We start from the raw sequence: 26,786 nt of genomic DNA, 5'->3' as shown, positions 1-26,786 counted from the left end.
CTCTCTCTAATATGTTACGAATTTGCTTTTGCCTTTTTTCGTTGATAAAGGACAATTCCGCCACCAACTACTAAGACTAGTAAGCCAATCGCTAATAGATTAAATACTTCTGTAGCCGTCTGTGGCAACCTAAATCTACTGTCTGAAACAGATCCCTTTTCTGCAGTTGTCGTCTTATCCGTTAATGATTTCGTTTCATCAGTTGGTTTGACTGTTCCTCCGTTTGGATTTGGAACTTCATTTGGGTCCGGAACTTCGTTTGGATCGGGATCTTCATTTGGATCTGGAACTTCGTTTGGATCTGGAACTTCATTTGGATCCGGAACTTCGTTTGGATCTGGAACTTCATTTGGATCGGGAACTTCATTTGGATCGGGAACTTCGTTTGGATCTGGAACTTCATTTGGATCCGGAACTTCGTTTGGATCTGGAACTTCATTTGGATCCGGAACTTCTGTTACTGGTATTTTATTTTCTTCTAGTAAGGCAAAGATTATTTTTGCTTGGTCGGTATTGTCAATTAGCCCTTCGAATCGTTCTTTTTGTGGACCGAATGCAAAGACAGGTACATCTTCACCTGTATGTCCGCCTGTTGTCCAACCAGTTACGGAATGTTCATTTACGATCGCTTCTATTGCATTATCGATGTCGGTACCATTGTTCGTTGCAACAGCGTCTTTTACTGCTTGAATTTCTTCGGTAGTGATTTGGTTATAAAAGCTTGCATCAATATGTTTTTGCATGATTGCCTCTACATCTGCGTCAGTACCTGCAGCGAAAATTTCAGCTGCTATGTAATCAGGCGTTTTGCTGAATGCTTTAATAGGTCCGACATGGAAATTGTAATCTCCATTTGGTGAAGTCTTTGTATTAGCACCTAATGATAATCCACCTGTAGCATGGTCAGCCGTTGTGACCACTAACGTGTGACCATCTTGTTCAGCAAAATCAATTGCTGCTTTAAAGGCTTTTTCGAAATCATCCATTTCACTCATCGTTCCGACAATATCATTATCATGCTCTGCCCAGTCAATTTGGCTTCCTTCAACCATTAAGAAGAAACCTTCATTATCTTGGCTTAAGCGATCAATTGCCGAAGACGTCATTTCTTCTAAAGAAGGAATACTATCAGGGCGATCGATCATTTTCGGTAGACCACCAGTTGCAAACAAGCCTAGCACTTGCCCGTTCTCATCATTTAGTAATTCCTCTTTTGTTGTCACATAGCTATAACCATCTGTTTTAAACTCTTCTACTAAATTACGATCATCCATTTTCCGTCCATCTTCAGGGATAAAGTTTGATGAACCTCCACCTAGTAAAACATCAATTTTATGATTGCCATTGATTAACTCATCAAAATAATCATTTGCGATTGCATCCATATTTTTACGACTTTCATCATGTGCACCATATGATGCTGGTGTTGCATGAGTAATTTCAGAAGTTGCGACTAAACCGGTTGCCTTTCCGTCTTCTTTTGCTTTTTCAAGGACTGTTTCATATGGATTTTTATTGGGATCCATTCCGATCGCATTGTTGTAAGTTTTGATTCCAGACGCCATTGCCGTTGCTGCAGAAGCTGAATCGGTAATGTTCTGAGACGGATCCTCGGGATAAGTTGTTTGCATCCCTACTAAATACTTGTCGAATTCAGTCATCTCCATTGCTTTTGTTGATGGATCATCCTTCATATATCGATGTGCCGTAATAGGAGACGGCCCCATTCCATCACCGATTAGAAAAATCACATTTTTTATTTCTGGTATTGCTTCACTGTTTGCTTTAGCAGAATCTTGATTTATTCCTGCTAAACTACCAATCACTAATGACGATAGAACGCCAATGGTGACTAGCTTTTTAGAGAATTTTCTATTCACTATCACTATTCCATTCCTCCCCTAATCTATTTTTCATACAATTTTAATAGTAGATATACAATGTTAAGGTGGGATTTAAATATTTTGTAGATTTGGTAAATTTTTTGTAAATTTTTGTACTATTGGTTGTCGATCTACCAGATATACTCTATCATTAATGATGACTAATCGTAATGCTTCCTATTAGTAAATAAAAAGTAAGTGAGGGGTTTTTTATGAAACGAGCGATAGCTGTCTATATTATTAGCGGATTCTTAGGTAGTGGAAAAACGACGGTACTGAAGAGAATGATTGAGGATTGTAAAAAGAGTGGGCAAACAATTGGGATTATCTTAAATGAACTTGGTGATACAAATGTCGAAAGTCATTTGTTTGAAAACGAGAATACCTATGAACTTTTAAATGGATGTATCTGCTGCTCGATACAGGAGGATTTAAAAACGACACTCGCGCAATTTGTGAAGAATCCTGTCGATGTATTATTAATTGAAGGAACGGGTGTTGCCAACCCTACAGAAATTGTCGAAGCGATCGCAAGCCCCGGCTTTATTGACGACTTTACGATAAAGTCGATCATCAGCCTAGTTGATGCCAGTCAATTTCTTGAATACCAAAGTATTTTTTCTAGTTCAAAGGAAATCCGCACCTTACTGAAGGAACAAATGACTACCTCATCATTGCTTGTTTTGAATAAAACAGACCTAGTCTCGGCAAAAAAAATCGATAAAATCATCATGCAAATGAAAAAGACTGTTGACGTTGATACTCCAATTGTCCTGTCTACCTTTGGTGAAGTTGCAACAGAGGAATTACTGAAAACGAGATTGCAGACAATGAATGTCTCGACTCGAAATCATCCAGTTGAAGAGCACGACCACTCTCATACAGCACATGCTACCATTAAAGCTATGAAAATGGAGGACTTACCGCTATTTTCGAAAAGTGTTTTTGAAAAGTGGTTGAAGGAATTACCAAAGGAGATCTTCCGCGGAAAGGGAATCATTACATTCAAAGAGGACCCATCATTCTATGCCTTCCAATTTGCATCAGGTAGGTTGACTTTAGAGAAACTAGAATCAACGAAAAGCCAAACTCCAGTTATCATTTTAATTGGTAACAATATTAATAGCTTGAATGTGAAGGAAACGATCACCAACCATTTTTCCGAAGTTTAGATAGATAGATATTACTTATATCATTTTTTTGCAAACTTGAACCCTGTAATTAGGTAGAATGTGGTTCATTCGTGTTTTATCCCATCCATTTTAAGGGATAAATGTGATAAGGTGGATATGTAAACAATTGTGACTACATACCAATTACGGATATAAAGGGGTTTTGTCAATGCAAAAACATTATACACTTATCTCTTATTTTCTTTTTTTATTACCACTATTGCTAATCCTTAACTTTTTATTTGAAATAGTTACATTGGAAAAATTCCAAGGTCTTGTAGTCTTTCTCCCACTGCTTTTCTGTTCAGCTGGGCTCTTCTTGTCATTAAAAGCATATGAAAATAAAAAGAAGTCTTTAACATTAGTATCGATCATTGCCAATTCTGGATTAATTTTATTTCCGTTTCTATATATGGTTTTTGGTACCGTGATATTTGGTGTTTGACTTTCCATTGAATCAACAAAAAGAGCTTGGAGGGCACCAGGCTCTTATTCATGCTATGTATAATGGTGGCACACTTAAAAAGGTAGCATCAATTTTACACCGAACGCCAAGAGAATGCTTCCACCCAGTGCTTCACTATAAGAACCTAACCAATTTTGAACTCGTTTACCTATTAGTAACCCAATCCAAGTCAACACCATACTAACGACTCCAAAAATGACGACCGTCAAAATAGTCTTCGCACCGTAAATCCCTAAGCTTAAGCCTACGGAAAAGCTATCCAAACTAACGCTAAGAGCAAACACAATTAATCCAAATCCTACTGGTGTAATGAGCGGTTTTTCATCCTTCTTAAATGAAGCCATGACCATTTGTAGACCGAGTAAAATTAATAATCCGCCTCCTAAAAAAGTAGCGATTGTTCCAAATCGATCGCTTAGCAGCCTACCTATTAACATACCACTTAATGGCATCCATATGTGAAACACACCAATTATTATACCGATATAGAATATTTGTCTAAATCTTAATTTAATTAAGCCCATGCCCAGGCCTACAGAAAATGCATCCATTCCTAATGCTAATGCCATAATGAATAATGGTGCAAGCTCACCCATAATCGCTTCTACTGTCATGATTACCCTCCTCGGACACGCCTACTTATCTTTATGCGTAGCTGATTTGGAATAGAACAAGATAAGAGCAGGAAAAGAGGCAAACCCGCATTCCTTCATAGTACGGCCAACTTAGTTAGAGCAAGGCAAATCATTAAAACTCATTTTGTATGTTCTAATAAAACAAGCAAACTACTAAGTGAAAAGTAGCTTGCTTGTTTTTACACGTTTAATTCTGCTTTTTGTGTCGATGGTTTAATGTATTTTGCTAATAGCTTACGTGAGATTGGTCCAACAATTAGTAATTGTGCTGGAAGAGCGACGATAAAGTTTAGACCCACTGTTTTAAGGTACGCTGTGAAAAGTGAACCTTCAATACCTACTATAGATGATTTTAAAATAAGTCCGTATACTGACATAATAAGAACCATAATAGGGACCATACAAAAACCAATCGCCAAAATAAAGTTGAGTTCTTTTGATTTATCATACGGGAGTGATAATGCAAGTTTACGCGCTTGTGGTTCAACTAATGACTCTACGATAAAAGCGACGATAAATGTTACGATAAATTGAATCACTAAACTCCCTACTGTCATTGATGAAAATCCGTGTAAAGCTGTGTTGTAAGCTGTCATTATAAACACCATTCCAAAACACATAAATAGTCCGAAAATGATACCTTCTTTTTTATTACTTGGCAAATTAAAACATCCCTTCTTTTTTGAGCATAAGTGTAATTATATATGCCCAAAAACTTTTACATAAGTGACGTTTTTATGACTTTTTTAATGGAATATGTCAAAATCCCCACGTGAAAATGATGATTTCACTTGACCTATTGAAAAATATCGTAGCAATCATTCTAGTAGAGTAGAGTTTGTAACTATTTATCCTTTTACTATGGGTGCTTAAACCGATCGTTATATTCACAGCATTCAAACATGAGGGTAAAAATCATTGATTAAAAGCCTTGCTACAAACGAAATGTAGTAAGGCTTTTGGCTAAATGAAACACTAAATTATCTCTATGCAGTGTTCACTTTTTTCTTACTGAAATGAGTCGGTTATTAATCCCGTAAATCGATCTTTTCTAGTGAAAAATAGAGCCGGTATACTTTTATGAAAACCATCAATTTTCGCGTAAACAACGTCTTTAAAAAAGTCAGCATAAACCTAGTCCTGTTTAAAGGAGCAGATTCATTACTGACAATTTCTTATTTTAACTTCGATTCTCAACTTTACCCATCAAAAACGTCAATCACAAAACACTCGTGACTAGCCCCAGAAGGCATCTCCAATATTTTGTCCTGCTTTTACTGATCCTAAAAATAGAACAATTAATAGGATCGCGGTTAAGGAAAGAGTTTGCACCGGATGATCATTAAAAAATTTCATCATTCCGCTTATAACCTGTTCCGTACTATTTTTTGTTTCCATGTTTAATCTCCCCCTCTTCATTAAAAAATTGGTAAGTGTAAAAGTACATTTTAGAGATCAACTAGATTTCTAAGGAAGTTACATTAATAGTTAATCTAGATATGTATTAATGTAAAAACGAATAATGGATACCGATAGGCTTACTGTCAAAAGTATATTTACAGGTAGATCTCTGTTCATGGATAAATCTAAACCATAGTAACTGCTTTTCGCATAAGTAATTGTATTCATTACTTATTATACAACATTTTCCATGGTAGATTTCTCCCAAATAGATAAATAGATCGTAATATCCATTTGGTTTACCTCTTACAGATCCCCATCATTCTGTCCTAGTTCTTGCGTTAATTTGGTATTTTCGCTGAAGGTCGGCAATAAAAATCCCAAGGCTGCAAAATAAACAACCTTGGGTAATTAAAATCATGCTATTCAATTCACACTTCGTCTATTACGTGATTACCCGCTGCTTTCCGTAACCGATTCATAATCGCTTCTCCGACTCCAGTCTGTGGAAAACTTTCACTTAAGATAACGTCAATGTCTTCTTCATCAAATCTGCGTAATACATTAAATAACTGAGCTGCAACAGAATCTAAATCTTTGCGACTTCCACAGGCAAACACTTTATCAGCATTAAGAGTCTCGATACCCTCTTCAGTCGTTAACACACCGACCTTTTTTCCTTCGCTTTGTTGTTGTTTAATAAGCTTTTGGAAAAAATCACGACTTCCGTTTACAAGGATGACCGGAACGTTTGGGGCATAATGCGTATATTTCATACCAGGAGCTTTTGGGGCATGATCATCTTCCATAAGCGCCTGATCTAGATTTACTTCCCCAATTACTGCTTGCAACTGTTCCTTTGTCACACCACCAGGTCGTAAAATCGTTGGTATCTCTGTTGTACAGTCAAGTACAGTTGATTCTACGCCAATTCCAGTTGCACCACCGTCAACTATTCCACTTACTTTCCCGTTCAGGTCATGGAAGACATGTGAAGCGTATGTTGGACTCGGTTTACCAGATTGATTCGCACTTGGTGCGGCGACCGGAACATCCGCTTCCTGTATTAGCGCAAGAGCGATTGGATGATTTGGCATTCTTACACCTACAGTATCTAGACCGGCGGTTACGAGTGTTGAGAGCTGCTCACCTTTTTTGGGTAGGATAAGCGTTAACGGTCCTGGCCAAAACTGGTCGATTAATTGATACGCATAGTTTGGAACATCCTTAGCAATTTCAGCTAACTTGTTGATTGAAGCGATATGGACAATTAATGGATTATCACTAGGTCGGCCTTTGGCCTGATAAATTTTCTGTACTGCTTCATCCGAACAAGCATTGGCTCCCAATCCATAAACCGTTTCAGTTGGAAAGGCAACGACTTCATTTTCCTTGAGTAATGTAGCTGCTTGCAAAATTTGTGGATAACTAGTGGATAAGTCAGCTAAATCATCCACAACCCATAGCTTTGTATTCATATGTACTTACTCCCTTGTAAACCGTTCATTTCTACTTGGTATCATTGAACTTAGTAGATGCTTAACTCTTGGAATTATATATAAATATTAACATTAAAACAAGCCTTATCCACAATTTGTGGATAAGGCTTGTTTTAATGTGGAAAAGTATGTGGATATATCCACATTATGAAGACTTTACCATCACCTTAGCATTTGCCTCTTTTAAAGACTCTCTCATATGATTTAAAGATAGCAACTGTTGTGGAATGGACGCTTTCTCAATTTCCTCAAAGCCCATTATAGAAAGAAATTGAACAGATGCTTCCTTGTTTGTCACTAAGTATAAATGTGTTAACCCTTTTTGTTCTGCTAACGTTTGAATACTTTGAAAGAGCGTTAAAATATGGGCCTGCTTCAGCTTGTCCGATATAACAAGCGAGCGTAATAATCCATGCTCATCCACCGGCTCAACACCCATACAAGCAACTGCCTCATTCTCACCATTCTCCATTATCACAAAATAATCTAGTAAACTTTCAAATCCCTCTGAACTAACCCCTGCCTTTTCAACAAAACTAGCTAGCTTCGCAAGATCACTTTCCTCCACAACCTTCAATTGATAAAACACACAATCACCCCGTTTTGATTTCTACTCCAACTCTATGAGGTAATCACTAGTTTTATGCATTTTTTTTGAAATTGGGGACAGGCCCCAATTTAGCAATTTCTCCACTACATTATCGCTAACAGTCAGAACTGGCGGGCAAAATAAAAGAGTGGGGACTGGCCCCCACTCTTTTAACCATTCTATGAAAATAATCCTTGGAACCATTCTACTAAGAAAAATTTGACTTCGACTTCTTCTTTTTCTTCTTCTTCATCCTCTAGTAGTGAAACTAATTTTTCAGTTGTTTTATCTTCGTCATTCGTTTGCTTTGTTTCTGTTTCTTCTTGCTCCTCAGCTTTAACTGCTTCACCATTCGAGAAGTCTAAGAAGCATAGTGGTGGGAATAACACACACCACCAATTTGCACCTTTTGCTTCACCAAGGCTGATTAAAATCGCTTCATATTCACCAGCTGGATAGATAAAATTTCCGTAAAGCTTTGTTGGAAAGCTGACATTATCGAAATTAACAGAATACGTTTGCTCTCTGTTTTCCTTTTCAAGTGTATCCTCAACAATTGCTTCAATATCCGGAAGTCTTGATTGAATCAATTGTCTAGCCGCTTCTACTGAAGTTAGTTCAGCCACCCACTGGGTAATTTCCTTATTTACTTCATCACGGATTTTTCGTTTCAATTGCTGATCTTCATCCGAATTGCTATTGGCTAAAATTCGTAACCGAATCGCTTCGTCTGGTATTACCATTTGTTCCTGGCCACTAGCAGCGACAGGTTCTTTATATAAGTTTAATATGGCTCCTATAAGTAATAAGAAGATATATATAAGTACAAGTAGTTGTTTTTTCATTTCACTCACGCTCCCTTGGTAAACAGTATGGACAGCGTGAGAGATTGTTAAACTACTTTTTTAAAAATAGTTTGCTAGATTGGGGCCAGGCCCCAATCCATTCATTTTCTCTTATACTTTTCGAGTTTAACTAATTTGGGGACTGGCCCCGGTAGATACCAAAAAGAGAGAAGAATGAATCAAATCATCCTTCCCCTCTTATGTTTGGTGGGTTTAGCTGGTTTGGGGACTGGCCCTCAAACTATTCATTTTCTCTTATATTTTGCGAATTTAACTAATTTGGGGACTGGCCCCGTAGTTGGCCCCCGTAGTTAGTCTCTGCAGACGCAAACACCATTCGATCCTTCCCATTTATATCATATACAACTTCTACTTTAGCTGTTGGTAGGGCTTGCTCGAGTAGGTGTTTAACGTCTTGTCCTTGTCCGGCGCCTATTTCAAAGGCAATGAGTGCATTTGGGCTTAGCAAGGGTAGCATATCGGTGGTCAGTCTTCTGTAGAAGTCTAGACCATCTTGTCCTCCTGCTAAGGCGCGCATTGGTTCATGGTCTTTGACAACAGGGGATAAGGTATCGATTTCGCCGTCAGGTATATAGGGTGGGTTTGATACTAGTATATCAATTTGATTCAAATGATGAGAGACTGGTTCTAGTAGATCTCCGTGGAGAAATTGGACGTTTGCAGCTAACTCGTTGGCATTTTCTTCTGCTAGTTTAAGCGATTCTGCTGCGATATCTATCGCTGTGACTTGAAAACGCAAATTCTCTAGGGCTAGCGTAATCGCAATTGCTCCGCTTCCTGTTCCTACATCTACCACCTGTAGCTGTTCAGTTCCAGCGAATTGTCTTGTGGCACTTTTTAGAATCCCTTCAACTAATTCCTCGGTTTCGGGGCGCGGAATTAACACCTCTTTATTTACTTTGAAGCGTCTTCCATAGAATTCTTCGTAGCCGATCAAATATTGTACAGGAATTCCGTTCACATGTTTGATCACGTCAGTTTTAAATGCTTGTTGTTGCTCATCTGAGAGGACCAGTCTCAGGTTGGCTAACATGGATGATCTCTCCATTTTTAAATGGTGTAGTAGCAAGAGTTCACCTGCATTTGCATCTCTTCCCGCTTCCTTTAAATAAGAAGAAGCCCAGTTTAGGGCTTCGAATACAACATTCATTTGCTTTTATTCTTCCGCTGCTTGAAGTCGACTTGATTGATCTTCAATGTTTAATGCATCAACGACTTCATCAAGCTTTCCTTCTAGAATTTGATCTAGTTTTTGCAGGGTTAATCCAATTCGATGGTCCGTCACTCGGTTTTGCGGGAAGTTATATGTTCTAATACGCTCAGAACGGTCGCCTGTTCCGACGGCAAGCTTACGATTTTGATCAATCTCTGCCTGTACTTCACGTTGGAATTTATCATACACACGTGCTCGTAGTACTTTCATTGCTTTTTCTTTATTTTTAATCTGAGATTTTTCATCCTGACATGATACGACTGTACCTGTTGGTAAGTGAGTTAAACGTACAGCAGACATCGTCGTATTAACACTTTGTCCCCCTGGACCACTTGATGTGAAGGTATCAGTGCGGATATCCTTGTCATGGATTTCAATCTCGACTTCCTCAGCCTCAGGTAAAACGGCTACTGTTGCAGTCGAGGTATGGATACGTCCACCTGACTCTGTCTCAGGAACACGTTGTACGCGATGTGCGCCATTTTCAAATTTTAATTTCGAATAGGCACCTTTCCCATTAATCATAAAAATGATTTCTTTTAAGCCACCAGTACCAGTAGCATTTGTTTCCATCACATCAATTTTCCAGCCTTGCATTTCCGCAAACCGACTATACATACGGTATAAGTTCGCAGCAAATAACGCAGCCTCATCTCCACCAGCCGCTCCACGAATCTCAACAATAACGTTTTTATCATCGTTTGGATCCTTTGGCACAAGAAGAATTTTTAAGCGTGCTACTAAATCTTTTTCACTGTCCTCTAATTCGGATAGCTCTTCTTTCGCCATTTCGCGCATTTCAGCATCAAGCTTTTCATTTAGCATTGATTTTGTATCAGAAATTTGTTCGCGGATGTCTTTGTATTCTCGATAAACTTCAACTGTTTCTTGTAAATCAGACTGTTCTTTTGAATATTCACGCAACTTTTTAGAATCACTAATAATATCAGGATCCATCAATAGCTGATTTAATTTTTCGTAACGGTGTTCTACCGATTGTAAGCGATCTAACATATTGTTCACCTCTATTTTCATGCATAACGTTATAATTATAGTATAGGTCAGTTAAAGCGTCAAAAGCAAATTGAATATTGACAAGAAAAGCACAAAGCGAAAAGCATTAGACGAGGCGGCTGTTGGTTGCTCTTTAACCATCACGGATTGTCTTATGCCTTAAGTTTTTTCCTCGAGCCAATGGCGCCTGGAGCTAGACACCAAGACTTAGTACAAGGAAAGATATAAATTCTGATACTAAAACGAAAAGCGGTTGAGAAAAGGAAAACCTGATCACCAACAAAAAACGAAAAGAGACGAGGTCACTTTCATATGAAGATTAACAAAATCCATCATGTCGCAATTATTTGTACAAATTACCAAATTTCAAAACAATTCTACGCAGAGACGCTTGGATTTAAGATCCTGGCTGAAGTATTTCGCGAGGAACGTCAATCCTATAAATTAGATTTAATGGTCAATGACACTTATCAAATCGAACTATTTTCTTTTCCAAACCCTCCAGAGCGTCCGACACAACCAGAGGCAGCTGGACTTAGACATTTAGCCTTTGAAGTGCCCAATATAGACGATGCGGTTAGGGAGCTTACTGAAAAAGGCGTATCCGCTGAGCCCATTCGTGTCGACCCACACACGGATAAGCGGTTTACTTTCTTTCAAGATCCAGATGGTTTACCACTTGAGCTTTATGAGGGATAACCCTACGTATCGACAATGATTTTGCACTTTGTAAAACTTCCACTTTCTTTGCCGAATCCATTCTAGTTTTGTCTAACGTAAAGGAACTATCCTTTATAGGTCGAAAACCTAGTCTATAAGTTCTTAAATCGGATCTGTTCCTTGAATATTGGTGAAAACTTTACGATTGGGGAGGAAAAAGAAATGAGTACAGCTGCAGTTGCAAAATTACTTGGTGTTTCTCGGAGAACGGTTATGAGATGGGTTGATCAAATAGGTATGCACTTAGAAAAAAATGAGCTTGGTCATTATCAATTTACCGATGCTGATATTGATCACTTAAGACAAATACAAGAACAAGCGAATGCCCAAGCTGCCAATACACCAATCTCTCAACCTGTTCAAAAGGGTAGAACAGGCGTTGTCAAAAGTCCAGCATCGATTGATGCAAACAAAGTAAATGCTCTAAACGAACGAGTAGATGACCTGGAACGGAGAATCCGCAGCAAGGCAGATGATGTTGTGTCCTATCAAATCCTTCAACATCGCAAAGAAATGGAAGAGCTATTAGGTAAGATTACGATGCTTGAAGAAAAAGTAGAGAAACTAGAAAGCAACCAACAAAAACGTGAACCTATTAAAGATAAGGTATTAGTTTTTGACCAACCTACTGCTCCACAACGGCCGAAACGAAAAAATTTAATCAGTTCAATTTTTAGTTTGTAGAGGTGTTTCCTATCCCTTTTAATGCTCGTATTGATAGAGAAAGAGGCTGAACCCCATCGAATAGGGTCCAGCCTCTTTTAGCTTTCTTATTGCTGTTTAAGTCTAGTTCGTTTTCGCTGAATAAAGATCAGGAATCCTCCTACTGCGAAAATAATCGCTCCTATCACGATTAGATTAAAGAGATTTGTCGCAGTGCTTGGCAAACCAAAGCCATTCTTTTGATAACTGTCCTTGTTAGAAGGACCTTCTGGTTTTTTTGATCCATCCTTTAGGTTGTCGCTTCCATCTTTAGGGCCGTTAGTTCCTTTGTCTGGTTTGTCACTTCCACCATCTGGGCCGTCTGTTCCTTTGTCTGGTTTGTCACTTCCACCATCTGGGCCGTCTGTTCCTTTATCTGGTTTATCGCTTCCACCATCTGGGCCGTCTGTTCCTTTGTCCGGTTTGTCGCTTCCACCATCTGGGCCGTCTGTTCCTTTGTCCGGTTTGTCGCTTCCACCATCTCCTGGACCTTCTGGTTGGTTATTTTCGCCTTTTGTGAATGTCCAGATGTCAGAGGTTGTTTTTCCTGTGTAACCGTCCTCTGCGACTGCATACCAGGAGTACGTATTATTTTCGGTTAGTCCTTTCCATGTCACTTCAGCTGTATTTCCGCTTGGAGTCTTTTTTTGTTTACCGATTTCAGTATCTGTTTTTATATTGACGGCAAAGTAGTCAGTAGCTACTCGTTTTTCGTCTACCTGTAAATCAAGGTTAATGATTAATTCATCTTTACCTGGGAATTCAACTGGATCATAGAAATTATAATCATCTAAATATGGTGAATAGGTATTAACAATAATTCTGTTATTGTCCTGATCAAAATGCAGCAGCTTCATGTAGCCTTGCCCGCCTTCAGGACCACCTTGGTAATCGCCAAGCATTTGGTACACTTCGCGGTCTGCTACTCCGTCGCCATCATCATCTATTTCACTCACTAATGTTTCAGAGTCGTGATAGTGACCACTTAGAACTGCAATAACATTTTCGTTTGTTTCTACAACTTTTTCAAAAATATCATTACCTAGTGGGCTACGGTTTCCTGAAACTAATAAGTATTCATGGAAACTTAGGATCGCCTTACGATCAGGATATTGAGATAGAATATCATTCATCCACTCTAAATCCTCATCTTGTACACCCCATCCCATGTAGACCATAATAAAGTCATTTCCATTTGATGAAATTAAGTCATAGTGACCTCTATTATTTTTGTACGAATCTCCGTAATATGATTTATCTTCGAATCGATCCTCGCCAAAATACTTGTAATACTCCGTGTAATCATTTGATAATTGATCAACATCATGATTTCCTGCTAATACACCATAAGGGATATTATTTTCATCGAGGACTCCCATGTATTCATCCGCATAATTCCATTCTGAGACTTGATCAAAATTATCAACAAGATCACCCGTATGGAATACATAATCAATTTTCAATTCTTCCTGCTTCTCTGCAATCCAATTTGTTTGTCTTTCAAAAATATGTGGATAGCTTTCCGCATAATATTGTGTATCAGACATCCATACAAACGTATAATCATAGTCTTCTGGGCTACTCGGAATTTCATCTTGCACTAAGACATTGATTTTTGAGTCCTTAATAAACTCATTTCCAGTTACATTCCCTGTTAAATCAAAGTCTTCCTTCCCAGCAATTTTATAGGTTATCAATTCCCATTGATTGCTTTCATGACTCCACGCATACATTGAGACTTTTCTACCTTCAAACGAGTTTCCACGCCAAGAAAGTTCAATTCGGTCATTTTCATCAACTGATGGATCTACTGTCACATCAAAACGATGATATGGAAATTGGGTACTTGAATCAGTCGTTAAGTATTTTCCATCTGTTTCAGATACTAATGATCTGTCTTCAGTCGTTAATGCTTCTTCTCCTTCAGGAACCATTGTTTGAGGTGGTTCGATATCATTTGCATGTTTGTACGCTTTTACATTACTCATATTGGATGCATCATATTGGTAACCTTCAAAGAATGTTACATCAAGATCATCACCTGTTGGATCCGTTACTTTCACCTTTAATGTTGGATCACCCTCTACAAGAGTAGCACTATCATTAGTTGGTGAAATGAGTTCAGGTTTGTTTGGATTTTCATTATTTACCGAGAATGGAACGATTAACTCTGCCTCATTGCCAACCTTGTCCACAGCGCTAATTTTCAGTTGATGCTCACCTGGTTCAAGCTGTGAAGAAGCTGTTTCATACGGCACCTCAATTTGCTCATTATCAAGCATCACTTGTACAGAATGGACACCAGCAATTTTGTCTGTTACATCTGTATCAATTGTAAAAGCACCTTTATATTCTTTGCCTTCATCTATCGTTGTGTCGATGGCTGGTGCAGTATTATCAACGTATATTGTCGACGTTACTTCATCATCTTTGTCTTGAGCCTTGATTACATGCTCTCCATCTGCCACTTTCGTTGTGTCCCATGTATATGTTTTGGAATGTGTGTGATCATCCGTTATAGCAAAGGTAAAATCCTCAAATGGTCGGTATGTGCCATCATCACCCATATCATATACTTGCTCAGGATCAGCCTTTGCTGTATCTCTTAATACAGTCCCATCCGCTAAAATCAACCGAACATTTCGTATGTTATAGTCATCACGATTTTCTTCATTTTCTTCTAATTGAAATGGTGATGCTTTATTTCCGGCACGAACAGTAAGCGTATTGTCTCCTATTTTAAGACGATCAGCTTCTATAGGAATCGTGAATGTCTTCCAATGTGATAACCAATCTTTATCCATTAAGAAAAGAATATCGTCTCCCATTGTCACTGCATTTTGGAAATACGTATTCAGACCATTTACTTCAAGCGCAAGATAAGCTTGCGTTTCTAATGATTTATGTGTGTCTTCCTGTATCTTTTGATTATCAATAGATAGTGAGACATCATCTGGTCCGTCTACCTTAGATGTTCCTTTTAGAACTTTTTTACCAGCAAGAATGTCTTCATTTTTTACATTTAAACGAAGATCTGAGTCATCGATCTCGCTTTTGATATCAATCTTATATGTGTCACTTTTCACTTCGTTTGTTCCATCTGATGCTACAAAGAAATATTCTACATATTCTTTTGCAATCAGATCTGAAGCGTAAATCATATTTTTATATAATTGTGATTCAGAATCTAGTGCTAATAGCGTTTCATTAAATGATTCCTGATCGTTTGTCCGATAAAATAAGCGAACTGTTTTAACCCCTACATTATCATTCGCTTCTGCAGAGATTTCAATATCATCTGTTTGATTGACTTCTGTAACAGCTGTTTTATTTATGATTGTAGGAGGTGCTGAGTCATCTATAATATGTACTGGTTGATTTGGAACTTGGTATGATTCTACTGCTCCCGGAGTAGCATCTTGGATCCCAGCACTTACTTTACTTGACTGTGTTGAACCGTCTTCTGGGTATTTGTAGATGATTCCTTTATCCGGTACAGTATCATCGACATTTGCCACTTCGTTGTAATAGGAAACCGTGATTTCTTCCTTCGTATTTGTCGCAACGACTAGTCCGCGCGTGCTACCATTTGCCATGCCATCACTTTGAATTTTGACGATATCTTTATTTTCTACTAGATTCGTAGCAAAATGGGCATTAAAATCGGCAACGGTCTGTTCACCATTCATTGAATTGATGATCCAAAATACGAGGGTTTCCTTTGAAGGAATGACCACATCCTCTGGTATTGATGGCCAGACAACATCACTAGCTGGATCTGTTCCATAGCGATATTGAATTTTATAATCTCCGAAATTTAAGTCTTTATCAGTATTATTGTAAATTTCGATAAATTCATAGCCATCTGCTGAATCAACATTCGCTGTATCTGGAACCACTTCTGTTACTAGAAATTTTGGTATTTTACTAGTATCTACTGCCTCTTTCTTTACTGTAATCTTATATTCTTCCGTTTTCGCTACATTTGTTCCATCTGATGCTTCAAGATAGTATGTAATCGAAGAATCAACACTTGTACCCGGAATCTCCGCTGTATAAGTTGAAGAATCTGTACTTGTATTCATCGAAAGTGAAGTAAACGTATCTTCTCCTTCTTTTTTATAATGCAATGTAGCGAATGGCACAGCCTTATCATCGTTTACACTAGCTTCAATGACGATTGGCAAAAATGCATCACTTTCTTTAACTGGTGTATGAGTAATGACCGGTGCTTCGGTATCTGTTGGTGCTTCTTCAAGTTCAACAGGTTTTGTTGGTACCTGAATCTCTTCGATTGTTCCAGGTGTTGGTATTGCAAGTGTCTGCAGTTTTTCCATTTCAGTTCCCGCATTTGGAAATAGGTACTGAATCCCAACTCCTGTGTTATCAGAATCTCCAGCTAAATAACTTGCCGAAACAATCTCTGTACCTGCGTTATCCTTGATAAGAAGTGCTCTGTTTCCTCCATTTGCAAATCCAGGAAAGCTAGAATTGTATTCTATTACGTTATCGCTTGTTAAATCTGATTCAAAGTTTGTGTTGAACTCTGCTAGTGTTCGCTCACCATTATTAAACCAAAAAACAAGTGTTTCTTTCGGTTCAATTGTAGTGGTTGGAACTTGGAAAACGACTTCGTTGCCACTATCGGTATACTTATAAACAAAAGAATAATTAGATATAGGTAGTGGTTGATTGGTATTATTATAGAGTTCAAAATACTCATAATAATCGGTGCCACCACCAGTTGAGTTTGGTGATAATTCTGTAATTAGAAGCTGTTGTTCACTATATGTCTCTTCTGGAATTTCAACTGAAATCAAGTTTTCTTCTGTCTTAACTGTATGTGTACCATCTGTAGCTTCAAGGTAATAAACAAGATTCGTTTGTACTTGAGCTCCTGGGATTTCAACAGAATAATGATTCTGATTCTCTGTATTTCTGGTCATTGATAAGGATGTAAAACTGGTATCACCTTCATTCTTATAATGAAGTGTGACATCTTGCGTTGAACGATTATCGGTTACGATCGCTTCTATTTTAATTGGCGCCAATGCCTTGCCTTCTGTTATAGCTGAATGGTCAATAATTGGTGCTTCGGCATCAGCAGGGAGTTCCGCTAATTCAACCGGTTTAGTTGGAACTTGAATAGCGTCAATCGTTCCCGGACTAGGATCTGCCAATACTTGAAGCTTTTCCATCGCCGTTTTTGCTGGTTGGTATTTATATTGAACAACTAATCCAGTGTTATTCGTTTCACCTGGTAGGTAACCTGCTGATGTTACTTCATTTCCATTCTGATCTTTAATAACAGCGGCGCGATTGCCCCCATTTGCAAAGCCTGGAAAACCATCCATGTATTCAATCACTTGCTCACTTGTTAACTGTAGTCCATAATGGCTGTTAAAATCAGCTACATTAAGTCCTGCTTTGTTATACCAAAAAACAAGTGTTTCTTGGGATTCAATTGTAGTAGCGGGGATAGGAAATGTCGTTTCTTTACCAGTATCTGTGTAGTGATAAATAAAATGGTAATTCGTTAGCGATAATGGCTGATTTGTATTATTGTACACCTCAAAAAACTCATAGTTATCTGTCCCTTTTGAATCAGGAGAAATCTCTGTTATGAGTAGCTGTGGATTACTAGTATAATCTTCTTCTACTGCTTCAGTCGTTTCAACAATTGGTTCCTCTACACGATCTTCTTCTTCTACTACTGGAGCTTGTATAGACTCCGTCTCTTTTGACTGTTCAACGGTTTGTGTTGGTTCTTTTATGTCCACTTCTGATTGTTGTGTCACTTCTTTTTCTATCGTTTCTTTTACTGTCGTTTCTACATCAGAACTTTGGCCTTTTTCTTCATTAAGCTTTTCTTCTTGTTGTTCTTGATTAGGCTGATCTTGACTTTCTGTTAAAACGTCATCCTGAGCTGGTTCGTTTACTCCTGGTTCCGTTTGCTCTAGATCCTTGCTCTCAATTACTTCTTCTGCATAAACCCGTTGAACGGGAATGACCGAGATAAAGTTAGCAAGTACGATCGTAACCATAGATAATAGTAAAAATAATTTCCTGACCTTTCGGCGTAGTTCGCGCTTTTTCATAACATCCTCCTTAAAATCTCTACCTATTCATGTCAATACTAATCGAAAATTGTAAATAGAATTTAATAGGAGTGTAAAGGTTTCTAAAGATTGATGAGGAATATTAAGTTCTTGTAAATTGTTTGCTGAAAATTAAAAAGTGTGTAAATGAGGAAATTATGATTACTTAGAAGAAGATTTTGTTGACTGAGCACCGAGTTAATCTGGTGTAATTGAAGGAATATCGTTGAAAACAGAAAAGAGCTTGGAGTCATTTCTCCAAGCTCATAGCTTTGATGTTCTATTTTCTTTCTTAAAATCCTTCACAGGAGAACCTGGCACTTCATGATGATGTCTACATCTTGGTTCATAGGATTCAGATGCTCCCACGAGGATGATTGGATCATGATACGATGCAGGTTTTCCGTTAATGAGTCTTTGTGTACGGCTAGCAGGTGAACCACAGACAGAGCATACTGCCTGAAGCTTGGTCACTAATTCGGCAATGGCCATTAATTCGGGAACAACACCAAAGGGTTCACCTCTAAAGTCTTGGTCCAAACCAGCTGCTATTACTCGGTATCCTTGATTGGCAAGAAGGGTTATGACCTCACTAATATGTTCATCAAAGAATTGAACTTCATCGACAGCAACCACATCTGTACTATCTGTGATATGTTCTAAAATTTCAAGGGAGGATGCAACTGGCTTGCAAATAATCGAGACGCCATTATGTGACACAACCTCTTCCTCACTGTAACGGTTATCTATAACTGGTTTAAAAACCTTTACTTCTTGTTTCGCAAATTGCGCTCGTCGAACTCTACGAATAAGTTCTTCAGATTTGCCTGAAAACATGCTTCCACAAATCACCTCGAGCCAACCACTTTGCTTCATTACATACATTAAAACGGCCTCTCCCTTCGTTGTCAATCTATCCGAGTTGATTGACCGTACCTAAAATCATCTATATAAATTATAAAAGTTGACGTGAAAAAACAGGCAAGAGCAGATTCGTCTTGCCTGTTGGATAAACCTTATTATTGTTGTTCTTGTTTAATACCATATTTTCTATTGAACTTATCTACACGTCCACCTGCATCTGCAAATTTTTGACGTCCTGTGTAGAATGGATGGCACTCAGAACAAACCTCAACCTTGATCTCTTTGCTTACAGATCCAGTTTCAAATTCATTACCACAAGCACATTTAACCATAACTTTATTAAAGTTTGGATGAATTCCTGTTTTCATTCTTTTCATCTCCTTCCGCCCTGAATCATATCCGAAACAGAGTTAAATATCTAGAATAAGTCATCCGAGTGACGAGTCATTACTAGAAAAGCACATGATGAAATTATAACAAGTGCTAGGTCTAAAAGCAAGCCGAAGTTAAATATTACTAATAACAAAAGCGGAAATGCCTGTTCAGCCTAGGGCAAATAAGACGCTCATGAATAGAAGGTGTTCTTTACCTTCAATTCAGCTTATGGCCGAGGAAAAAAGGGTTTAGTTTTTTCCTCGAGGGGCTAGGCATCCGACTTTTCCAAAGTCGGACTGTTGGAGCTGGATGTCGACTATCCAAGTACCGTAATTTAACAATTTACCAAAAAGTTAAAAATGTTAACCTCGGTTTACCTCTGAGCCAGCAAGTACAACACTTAATATCGCTAAAAATTTTCTTAAAATACATGAGTAAGGGTGTAGAAGTGAAGCAGCTCGCCTATGATCGATTATTACGATTGGGTGCTGCTTTCATTTCCACATCTAAGTTGCTAAAGAATTCTTCGTTTGATTTCGTTTGACGTAGTTTTCTTAAGAACTTTTCGACAAAGTCCGGAGATTCTGTCATCGACTTGCGAATTGCCCAAAGCTTGTCTAAGTGGTCTTTTGGTACAAGTAATTCTTCTTTTCTTGTTCCAGAACGACGAATATCGATTGCTGGGAAAATTCGTTTTTCTGCAAGTGAACGATCTAAATGAAGTTCTAAGTTACCGGTACCTTTGAATTCTTCATAAATAACATCATCCATACGTGAGCCTGTATCAACTAAAGCAGTCGCTAGAATTGTTAAGCTTCCACCCTCTTCAATGTTACGAGCAGCCCCAAAAAAACGTTTAGGACGATGGAAAGCAGCTGGGTCAATACCACCTGATAATGTACGACCACTTGGTGGGATAACTAAGTTATAAGCACGTGCTAAACGAGTGATACTATCCATAAGGATAATCACATCTTTTTTGTGTTCAACAAGACGCATTGCTCTTTCCAAGACAAGCTCTGCTACTTTTATATGGTTCTCAGGAACTTCATCAAACGTCGAGCTAACAACGTCTCCAGCTACTGAACGTTCAATGTCTGTTACTTCCTCTGGTCTTTCATCTATTAATAAGACGATAAGCTCAGCTTCAGGATTGTTTGTTGTCACACTATTAGCAATTTCTTTTAATAACATTGTCTTCCCTGCTTTAGGAGGAGCAACAATCAATCCACGCTGTCCAAAACCAACAGGCGCAATAAGATCCATAATTCTTGTTGATAGGTCATTTGGTTTTGTTTCAAGGTAAATTTGTCTGTCTGGATAAAGAGGAGTTAGCGCTGGAAAATGTACACGTTCCTTTGCTGTTTCTGGATCTTCACCGTTCACCGCTTCTACATGAAGCAATCCATAATAGCGTTCGTTTTCTTTTGGAGGACGAACTTTACCAGATACTTTGTCCCCATTACGTAAATCAAAACGTCTAATTTGTGAGGCAGAAATATAAATATCCTCTGAACTTGGTGAATAGTTGATCGGTCTTAAGAAACCAAAGCCTTCCGACTGAATAATTTCTAAAACACCTTCCATGAATAATAAATCTTCTTGTTCAGCATTTGCCTTCAAAATAGCAAAAACTAACTCTTTTTTCGTAAGCTTACTGTAATAAGATACTTTATAATGACGTGCAAGCTCGTACAATTCTTTCAGTTTCATATTTTCTAAAGTAGAAATTGAGACCTGATTCATAAAAAACACCACTCTTTTTATTTTTCAATATAATACCTAGATAGGTATCTAGGTTTGATCATTACTATATGCTTAAAAATGTACCATTAGTTGAACCAATGGAGAAATAAATACGTACTTATTGGATAGTGAAGGAAAATGAAGGTGAACCTGAAGTAGATTATCATTCATGCATTCAACGCAGCACTCTTTATTTTTACCCTATTTTACACTTTTAATCAATCATTTTTAGAAAATCCAGTATAAATATGAGGTTTTTGAAGAGGAAAACGGGAATTTCACCCATTTTCCCTCAGGGTAGGTATCTTTATTTTTAACTGTATGAATCGATACCTATAAGACAATAGGTACCCGTATAATCCAAAGCTAGTTAGGAATTTTGCAGCTGTTCAATTTCTTTATCTGTTAATTTTTCACGCCAAATTGTTGCCCCAAGGCCTGTTAATTTCTCCTCAAGTTGGCTATAGCCTCTATCAATATGCTCAAGCCCGGTAATTTCAGTTACTCCATCAGCCATAAGACCGGCACATATAAGTGCTGCTCCTGCTCGTAAATCACTCGCTTTTACCTTTGCACCTTGAAGTCTAGCTGGCCCTGAAACAATCGCAGAACGACCTTCAACTTTTATCGTTGCGCCCATTCTTCTTAGCTCATCAATATGTTTAAATCTGGCCGAGTAAATAGTATCGGTTACAACACTCGTCCCTGTAGCTCTTGTTAAAAATGAGGTGAACGGCTGTTGCAGATCAGTTGGAAATCCAGGATAGACAAGAGTTTTGATATCGACTGCCTTAAGTTCCTTCTGACCGCCAACAATTAACACCTGATCATTACTCGTTTCGATATGTAACCCTGTCTCTCTCAGCTTAGCAATAAGTGACTCTAAGTGAAGGGGAATCACATTATTTATCATGACTTCTCTTCCTGTTGCAGCACCTATAATCATATAGGTTCCTGCCTCAATTCTATCTGGAATAATTGAATGACGGCATCCGTGGAGCTTTTCGACACCATCAATACGAATGACATCCGTACCTGCACCTTTTATTTTCGCACCCATGCTTGTAAGCAATGTAGCTACATCAATAATTTCAGGTTCTTTAGCTGAGTTTTCAATAATCGTTCTACCCTTTGCTAGCACCGCTGCTAACATGATATTAATCGTTGCTCCGACACTAACAACATCTAAATAAATACGAGCGCCTCTCAGTTCTTCCGCACGTAAATAAATCGCACCTTGTTCATTTGTTACCTGTGCACCTAAGGCCTCAAAGCCTTTAATATGCTGATCAATTGGGCGTGGACCTAAATGGCAACCCCCTGGTAATCCAATAACAGCTTTTTTAAATCGACCTAACATTGCACCCATTAAATAATAGGATGCACGCAGTTTCTTAACCTTTCCATTTGGCAATGGCATTGAAATCATTGATGATGGATCAACTATCATTTCATTGTTTTTTAAAATGACTTTACCACCGATTTCCTCCAATAAATCTCCAAGTATGTTTACATCAGAAATAGTTGGTAATCCTTCAATTGTGACAGGTGATTCAGCTAATATTGTTGCAGGTATTAGAGCAACGGCACTATTTTTTGCACCGCTGATATTTACAGTACCTTTCAGTAAATCTCCACCTGCTACTTTTAATTTTTCCATGATAGTCTCCCTTCTTATGAAGTTGACTTTTTTCGGAATGAACATGGAGGATAAGCTTAACCTTAATTTCGCACATTAAGTTTTATTTAAACGAAACACGCATTCTTTCATTAGCCATCATGTTATCCGAATAAAAACATTTCTTGTCAACAAGTATTCTTTTGCAGAGATTGTCTAAAGATGAGGAAAAATGATGTCGATTTCGTTTTCTGTCAACGATTTTGACAAAAAACTTGAATTCTTAGTACCTTTTACCCCTTTTTGACAACCAATTCTATAGAAAAAAGGACATAAGCTGTTTACCTCTTTTATTTCCTTATATGCCCTAGTAAATACATAATAAAAACCAGATAATAAAAACTTCTTATAAAAGAAGCTCTTACCATTCATTATTTCGCGATTTATTTCTTATAATGGGTTCTCCTCTATTAAACCATCTATTAAGCAGGACAACAATGTTTAACTCAAAGAATCAACTTTAAAAGATGATCCAAAAGACCGAAAAAAACAGCTATTAACGTATAGCATCCATTGGTATTTTGCACTTTTTCTATTAAAAGTAAAGGCTACAAACCTTTTAAAAAGAGATTATGAAATAATATAAGTGCCATGTTCGCAAAGATTGTTGTTTTCCGTACAAAGTTCTAATGTACACGTTTTAAGGATTCCTTCGTGCTCTTTTCGCTAAATTACTCTGATATCCCTATGGAGATAGCCTCAATAGCACTAAGCAACAAACTTTTAGAAAAGAGCCTATAAGAAATCTTTAAAATTCTTATGGAAATTCACGAGAAAGAAGATGAGGTCAATAGGTCTGGTTTTGTTTCCTATGCGAGGAATTGAATGTAAAAAGAGGTTGACTCAAATGGTCAGCCCCTTTTCTATTATTCTAGTAATAGATAGCTGGTCAGCTAGGTTATGTTCATTACAATTGTTAGCGCTTTCTTTTAATCTGGAATATAACCGCCTTTAAAAGACGGTTATTAATCCATTTCTATGTTTACGCTTGGTTTGAAGAACCAAATTCACGCATTTTACCGATTACTGTTTCTTTAATTGCGTCACGAGCTGGTCCTAAGTATTTACGTGGATCATATTCGTCTGGTAACGCAGCTAACACTTCACGAACTACTTTCGCAGAAGCAATTTGATTTTCAGTGTTAACGTTAATTTTAGCTGTTCCGAAAGAAATAGCTTTTTTGATATCATTTGTTGGGATACCAGTACCACCATGAAGTACTAATGGCATACCTGTTAGGTTACCAATTTCTTCCATTTCTTTGAATCCTAAGTTTGGCTCACCTTTGTAAGGTCCATGAACAGAACCTAAAGCTGGAGCTAAACAGTCAATACCAGTACGTTTAACTAGTTCATCACATTCTTGTGGATCTGCATAGATTACGCCTTCTGCAACAACGTCATCTTCTTGTCCGCCAACAGTTCCTAATTCAGCTTCAACTGAAACATTCTTTGAATGAGCATATTCAACAACTTTAGAAGTAATTTCAATATTCTCTTCAAATGAGTGATGTGAAGCATCGATCATAACAGATGTAAATCCAGCTTCAATTGCTTCTTTACATTTGTCATAGCTAGAACCATGGTCAAGATGAATCGCAACTGGTACTGTGATATTGTAGTCTTCCATTAAACCTTCAACAATTTTCACAACAGTTTTGAATCCTCCGATGTAGCGTCCTGCACCTTCAGAAACACCAAGAATAACTGGTGATTTCTCTCCCTCTGCTGCTTGTAGGATTGCTTGAGCAAACTCAAGGTTATTGATGTTAAATTGTCCTACTGCATATCCTTTGTCTTTTGCTGTTAACAGCATTTCTTTCATTGAAACTAAAGGCATGTCGAAAAATCCTCCTAATGAACCTAATTTTCTGATACAGAAAAGTTTATCATACCTAGCATGACCAGATAAAATATTAATATGTAGAGTCTGCATGATCACTTTTCACTTCTATAGCATACCAATTTCTTGGACAAACGGCAACAATTCGACAGCTATTTCGGTCGTAAATTGTTGCTAATTTGCTTTTAGAGGTAAATATTTCTTAACAGCTTCGCGAATTTCGTCAATATCAAAAGGCTTCGCAAAATGAGTAAGTGCTCCTAAATCCTTGGCTTCTTGGATCATATCCAATTCCCCATACGCCGTCATAATGATCACACATATGTCTTGGTCAACCATTCGCATTCTTTTTAAAATTTCAATCCCATCCATTCCAGGGATTTTCATATCTAATAGCACTAAATCAGGAGAATGCTGGTCAATAATTTCTAAAGCCTGAAATCCATTGGCCGCTTGAAAGGTCTGATAGCCTTCTTTTTGAAAAACCTCATTTAATAAAATTCGTATACCATACTGGTCATCAACTATTAAGATTTTTTCTTTCAACATGATTTATACACCTCTGGTTTATCATTTTAAGTTCGTTTTAAAAGTAGGCTATTTTCGCAAAGATTGTTGTTATCCTTACAAAGTACTAATGTACACGTTTTAAGTATATCTTCGTGCTCTTTTCCCTAAATTACTCTGATATCCCTCTAGAGATAGCTTCAATTTACATCATAAAAATCCAAAAACCGATTTTTATTCACTAAAGCAACAAACTTATAGAAAAGGGCCTAAACGGAATAAGAGTACAGAAAGGTTCCGCTTACATAGCTTTCAACTAACTAATCAAATCGATTAGATTCCATCCTTTTTTAAAAACACTAGAACCAAATCCCGTTCTTTTCATAGTGGATCCCTTCAAGTTATTTAGTTACTCGCACATAGATACATAACTAAATAACCTACACCGGTCCGTTACATGTATAATTCTATTTACAGTCGCGTTCTCCTGCTAATTTGTCATAATCATTTGTCGACAAATTCTGCTGTTTCGTTGATATAAATCGACATTTCTTTATCATTGTCGTTCTTTTCGTTATAATACCTTAAACAAAGGAAATGAGGAAGGAAGGATTCAATTTTTATGATGAAAATTTTCACAACCCAATTAACTGGGTTTCTTAATCGTATTTTAGACAAAGAGGTAGAAGCAATTGAAGATAGTGCAAGACTTCTTGCTCAAGCACTTATTGGCGAAGGAACTATTTATATATATGGTTACCAAGAATTAAATGGAGTGGTATTGGAGGCAATGATGAGCACTGAGCCTTTAAAACGTGCTCAACCGCTTTTCGATGATAATGGTGAAATGAAGAAGCTCACTCCTGCAGATCGTGCCTTACTTTTTACTTATCGCTCATCTGATGAAGACGTGATTTCTATTGCAAAGGACTTAGCAAATCAAGGCATTCAAACAGTTGGTGTATCAGCGTTAATGAAAGATACTGCTGGTCTAGATACCATAACAGATTTCCATGTTGATGCAAAACTACGTCAGCCGCTTATACCAGGTGATGACGGGCTAAGATATGGCTTTCCCGCATTGATGACATCTTTATATGTGTATTACGCAATAAGTTTTACCATAAAAGAAATATTAACTGAATATGAAGATGATTTGTAAGCAATTAGCTGTGACTAATTGCTTTTTTTGTTGAGAAGGTTTAATTGGATTGATTAAGAGTATAAAGATTAGCGTTGTGGTTCATTTAATTCGTAGAGTGGTTCAATTATTGTACTAAGCGGTTCATTTAATTGACAAAGTGGTTCAATTAATTAAGATTGTGGTGCAATTAGTTGACAGAGTGGTTTAATGCTGGTGAATGCGGGAACATTTTAGGTGGATTGATTCATTTAGTTGATCCAGTGGTTCAATTATTACCACATCGATACTGAAGTACCAGCTAATTAGATTATCTCCTACGGTTCATCGATTATTCGACAAATAACGATAAAGGCTACTTCACTATAAAAAAA

21 protein-coding genes and 1 pseudogene are annotated in these 26,786 nt (G+C 37.7%); 5 read left to right on the top strand and 17 right to left on the bottom strand.

Annotation, left to right across the window (positions count from 1 at the left end):
- Positions 1–14: 14 nt before the first annotated feature.
- Positions 15–467 (bottom strand): LPxTATN C-terminal sorting signal domain, encoded by a 453-nt coding sequence (locus AC6CHR_RS11025; protein WP_498248822.1) that lies wholly within the window; start codon positions 465–467, stop codon positions 15–17.
- Positions 468–1,883: pseudogene (locus AC6CHR_RS11020) on the bottom strand (alkaline phosphatase); the annotation flags it as partial. It abuts the gene before it with no gap.
- A gap of 212 nt (positions 1,884–2,095) precedes the next feature.
- On the opposite strand from AC6CHR_RS11020, the gene AC6CHR_RS11015 reads away from it, so the two are divergent.
- Entirely contained in the window at positions 2,096–3,055 is a 960-nt protein-coding gene (locus tag AC6CHR_RS11015) for a CobW family GTP-binding protein (RefSeq protein ID WP_498248767.1), read from the top strand.
- Between the two features lie 169 nt (positions 3,056–3,224).
- A complete protein-coding gene (locus AC6CHR_RS11010; protein WP_498248766.1) occupies positions 3,225–3,500 on the top strand; it encodes a YnaG family membrane protein in 276 nt (91 codons plus the stop codon).
- A 74-nt stretch (positions 3,501–3,574) separates the two neighbouring features.
- Here AC6CHR_RS11010 and AC6CHR_RS11005 read toward each other — a convergent pair whose 3' ends face one another.
- The 8 genes from AC6CHR_RS11005 to prfA form a co-directional block, all read right to left on the bottom strand.
- On the bottom strand, positions 3,575–4,135 hold the full coding sequence (locus tag AC6CHR_RS11005) for a manganese efflux pump MntP (protein ID WP_498248765.1): 561 nt from the start codon (positions 4,133–4,135) through the stop codon (positions 3,575–3,577).
- Positions 4,136–4,335: 200 nt separating this feature from the next.
- Positions 4,336–4,818 (bottom strand): DUF2798 domain-containing protein, encoded by a 483-nt coding sequence (locus AC6CHR_RS11000; RefSeq protein WP_498248764.1) that lies wholly within the window; start codon positions 4,816–4,818, stop codon positions 4,336–4,338.
- Positions 4,819–5,392: 574 nt separating this feature from the next.
- Positions 5,393–5,554, bottom strand: a complete 162-nt coding sequence (locus AC6CHR_RS10995) for a hypothetical protein (protein ID WP_498248763.1) — start codon at positions 5,552–5,554, stop codon at positions 5,393–5,395.
- A 434-nt stretch (positions 5,555–5,988) separates the two neighbouring features.
- Positions 5,989–7,035 carry an L-threonylcarbamoyladenylate synthase gene (locus AC6CHR_RS10990; RefSeq protein ID WP_498248761.1) on the bottom strand — a complete coding sequence of 349 codons (1,047 nt, stop codon included), beginning with the start codon at positions 7,033–7,035 and terminating at the stop codon, positions 5,989–5,991.
- Positions 7,036–7,201: 166 nt separating this feature from the next.
- Positions 7,202–7,645: a hypothetical protein gene (locus AC6CHR_RS10985; protein WP_498248760.1), complete on the bottom strand. Its 444-nt coding sequence runs from the start codon at positions 7,643–7,645 to the stop codon at positions 7,202–7,204.
- Between the two features lie 179 nt (positions 7,646–7,824).
- Positions 7,825–8,490, bottom strand: coding sequence for a stage II sporulation protein R (spoIIR, locus tag AC6CHR_RS10980; protein ID WP_498248759.1), 666 nt, complete (start codon positions 8,488–8,490; stop codon positions 7,825–7,827).
- Between the two features lie 274 nt (positions 8,491–8,764).
- Positions 8,765–9,661 (bottom strand): peptide chain release factor N(5)-glutamine methyltransferase, encoded by an 897-nt coding sequence (gene prmC / locus AC6CHR_RS10975; RefSeq protein WP_498248758.1) that lies wholly within the window; start codon positions 9,659–9,661, stop codon positions 8,765–8,767.
- Between the two features lie 6 nt (positions 9,662–9,667).
- Complete coding sequence (gene prfA / locus AC6CHR_RS10970; RefSeq protein WP_498248757.1) at positions 9,668–10,738, bottom strand: peptide chain release factor 1; 1,071 nt, start codon at positions 10,736–10,738, stop codon at positions 9,668–9,670.
- Positions 10,739–11,050: 312 nt separating this feature from the next.
- On the opposite strand from prfA, the gene gloA2 reads away from it, so the two are divergent.
- Together gloA2 and AC6CHR_RS10960 are read left to right on the top strand one after the other, a co-directional pair.
- Positions 11,051–11,437 carry an SMU1112c/YaeR family gloxylase I-like metalloprotein gene (gloA2, locus tag AC6CHR_RS10965; protein WP_498248755.1) on the top strand — a complete coding sequence of 129 codons (387 nt, stop codon included), beginning with the start codon at positions 11,051–11,053 and terminating at the stop codon, positions 11,435–11,437.
- Positions 11,438–11,620: 183 nt separating this feature from the next.
- Positions 11,621–12,142 carry a MerR family transcriptional regulator gene (locus AC6CHR_RS10960; RefSeq protein ID WP_498248754.1) on the top strand — a complete coding sequence of 174 codons (522 nt, stop codon included), beginning with the start codon at positions 11,621–11,623 and terminating at the stop codon, positions 12,140–12,142.
- Positions 12,143–12,228: 86 nt separating this feature from the next.
- On the opposite strand, the gene AC6CHR_RS10955 is transcribed toward AC6CHR_RS10960, so the two are convergent.
- The 7 genes from AC6CHR_RS10955 to AC6CHR_RS10925 all read right to left on the bottom strand — a co-directional run bounded on the left by AC6CHR_RS10955 (position 12,229) and on the right by AC6CHR_RS10925 (position 25,313).
- Positions 12,229–18,258: a lamin tail domain-containing metallophosphoesterase family protein gene (locus AC6CHR_RS10955; protein WP_498248753.1), complete on the bottom strand. Its 6,030-nt coding sequence runs from the start codon at positions 18,256–18,258 to the stop codon at positions 12,229–12,231.
- Positions 18,259–18,522: 264 nt separating this feature from the next.
- Positions 18,523–19,143 (bottom strand): thymidine kinase, encoded by a 621-nt coding sequence (locus AC6CHR_RS10950; protein ID WP_498248752.1) that lies wholly within the window; start codon positions 19,141–19,143, stop codon positions 18,523–18,525.
- A gap of 134 nt (positions 19,144–19,277) precedes the next feature.
- Entirely contained in the window at positions 19,278–19,490 is a 213-nt protein-coding gene (gene rpmE / locus AC6CHR_RS10945) for a 50S ribosomal protein L31 (protein ID WP_498248751.1), read from the bottom strand.
- 469 nt (positions 19,491–19,959) lie between these two features.
- On the bottom strand, positions 19,960–21,243 hold the full coding sequence (gene rho, locus AC6CHR_RS10940) for a transcription termination factor Rho (RefSeq protein ID WP_498248750.1): 1,284 nt from the start codon (positions 21,241–21,243) through the stop codon (positions 19,960–19,962).
- Positions 21,244–21,613: 370 nt separating this feature from the next.
- Positions 21,614–22,903 (bottom strand): UDP-N-acetylglucosamine 1-carboxyvinyltransferase, encoded by a 1,290-nt coding sequence (gene murA, locus AC6CHR_RS10935; RefSeq protein WP_498248748.1) that lies wholly within the window; start codon positions 22,901–22,903, stop codon positions 21,614–21,616.
- Positions 22,904–23,903: 1,000 nt separating this feature from the next.
- Positions 23,904–24,761: a class II fructose-bisphosphate aldolase gene (locus AC6CHR_RS10930; RefSeq protein ID WP_498248747.1), complete on the bottom strand. Its 858-nt coding sequence runs from the start codon at positions 24,759–24,761 to the stop codon at positions 23,904–23,906.
- A 177-nt stretch (positions 24,762–24,938) separates the two neighbouring features.
- Complete coding sequence (locus AC6CHR_RS10925; protein WP_498248746.1) at positions 24,939–25,313, bottom strand: response regulator; 375 nt, start codon at positions 25,311–25,313, stop codon at positions 24,939–24,941.
- Between the two features lie 583 nt (positions 25,314–25,896).
- On the opposite strand from AC6CHR_RS10925, the gene AC6CHR_RS10920 reads away from it, so the two are divergent.
- Complete coding sequence (locus tag AC6CHR_RS10920; protein ID WP_498248745.1) at positions 25,897–26,433, top strand: DUF2529 family protein; 537 nt, start codon at positions 25,897–25,899, stop codon at positions 26,431–26,433.
- The last annotated feature ends 353 nt before the right edge of the window (positions 26,434–26,786 follow it).

The organism is Metabacillus sp. GQ13 (assembly GCF_059758525.1).
Note: the sequence above shows the minus strand (reverse complement) of the source record. Positions and strands in the feature narration are given on the sequence as shown.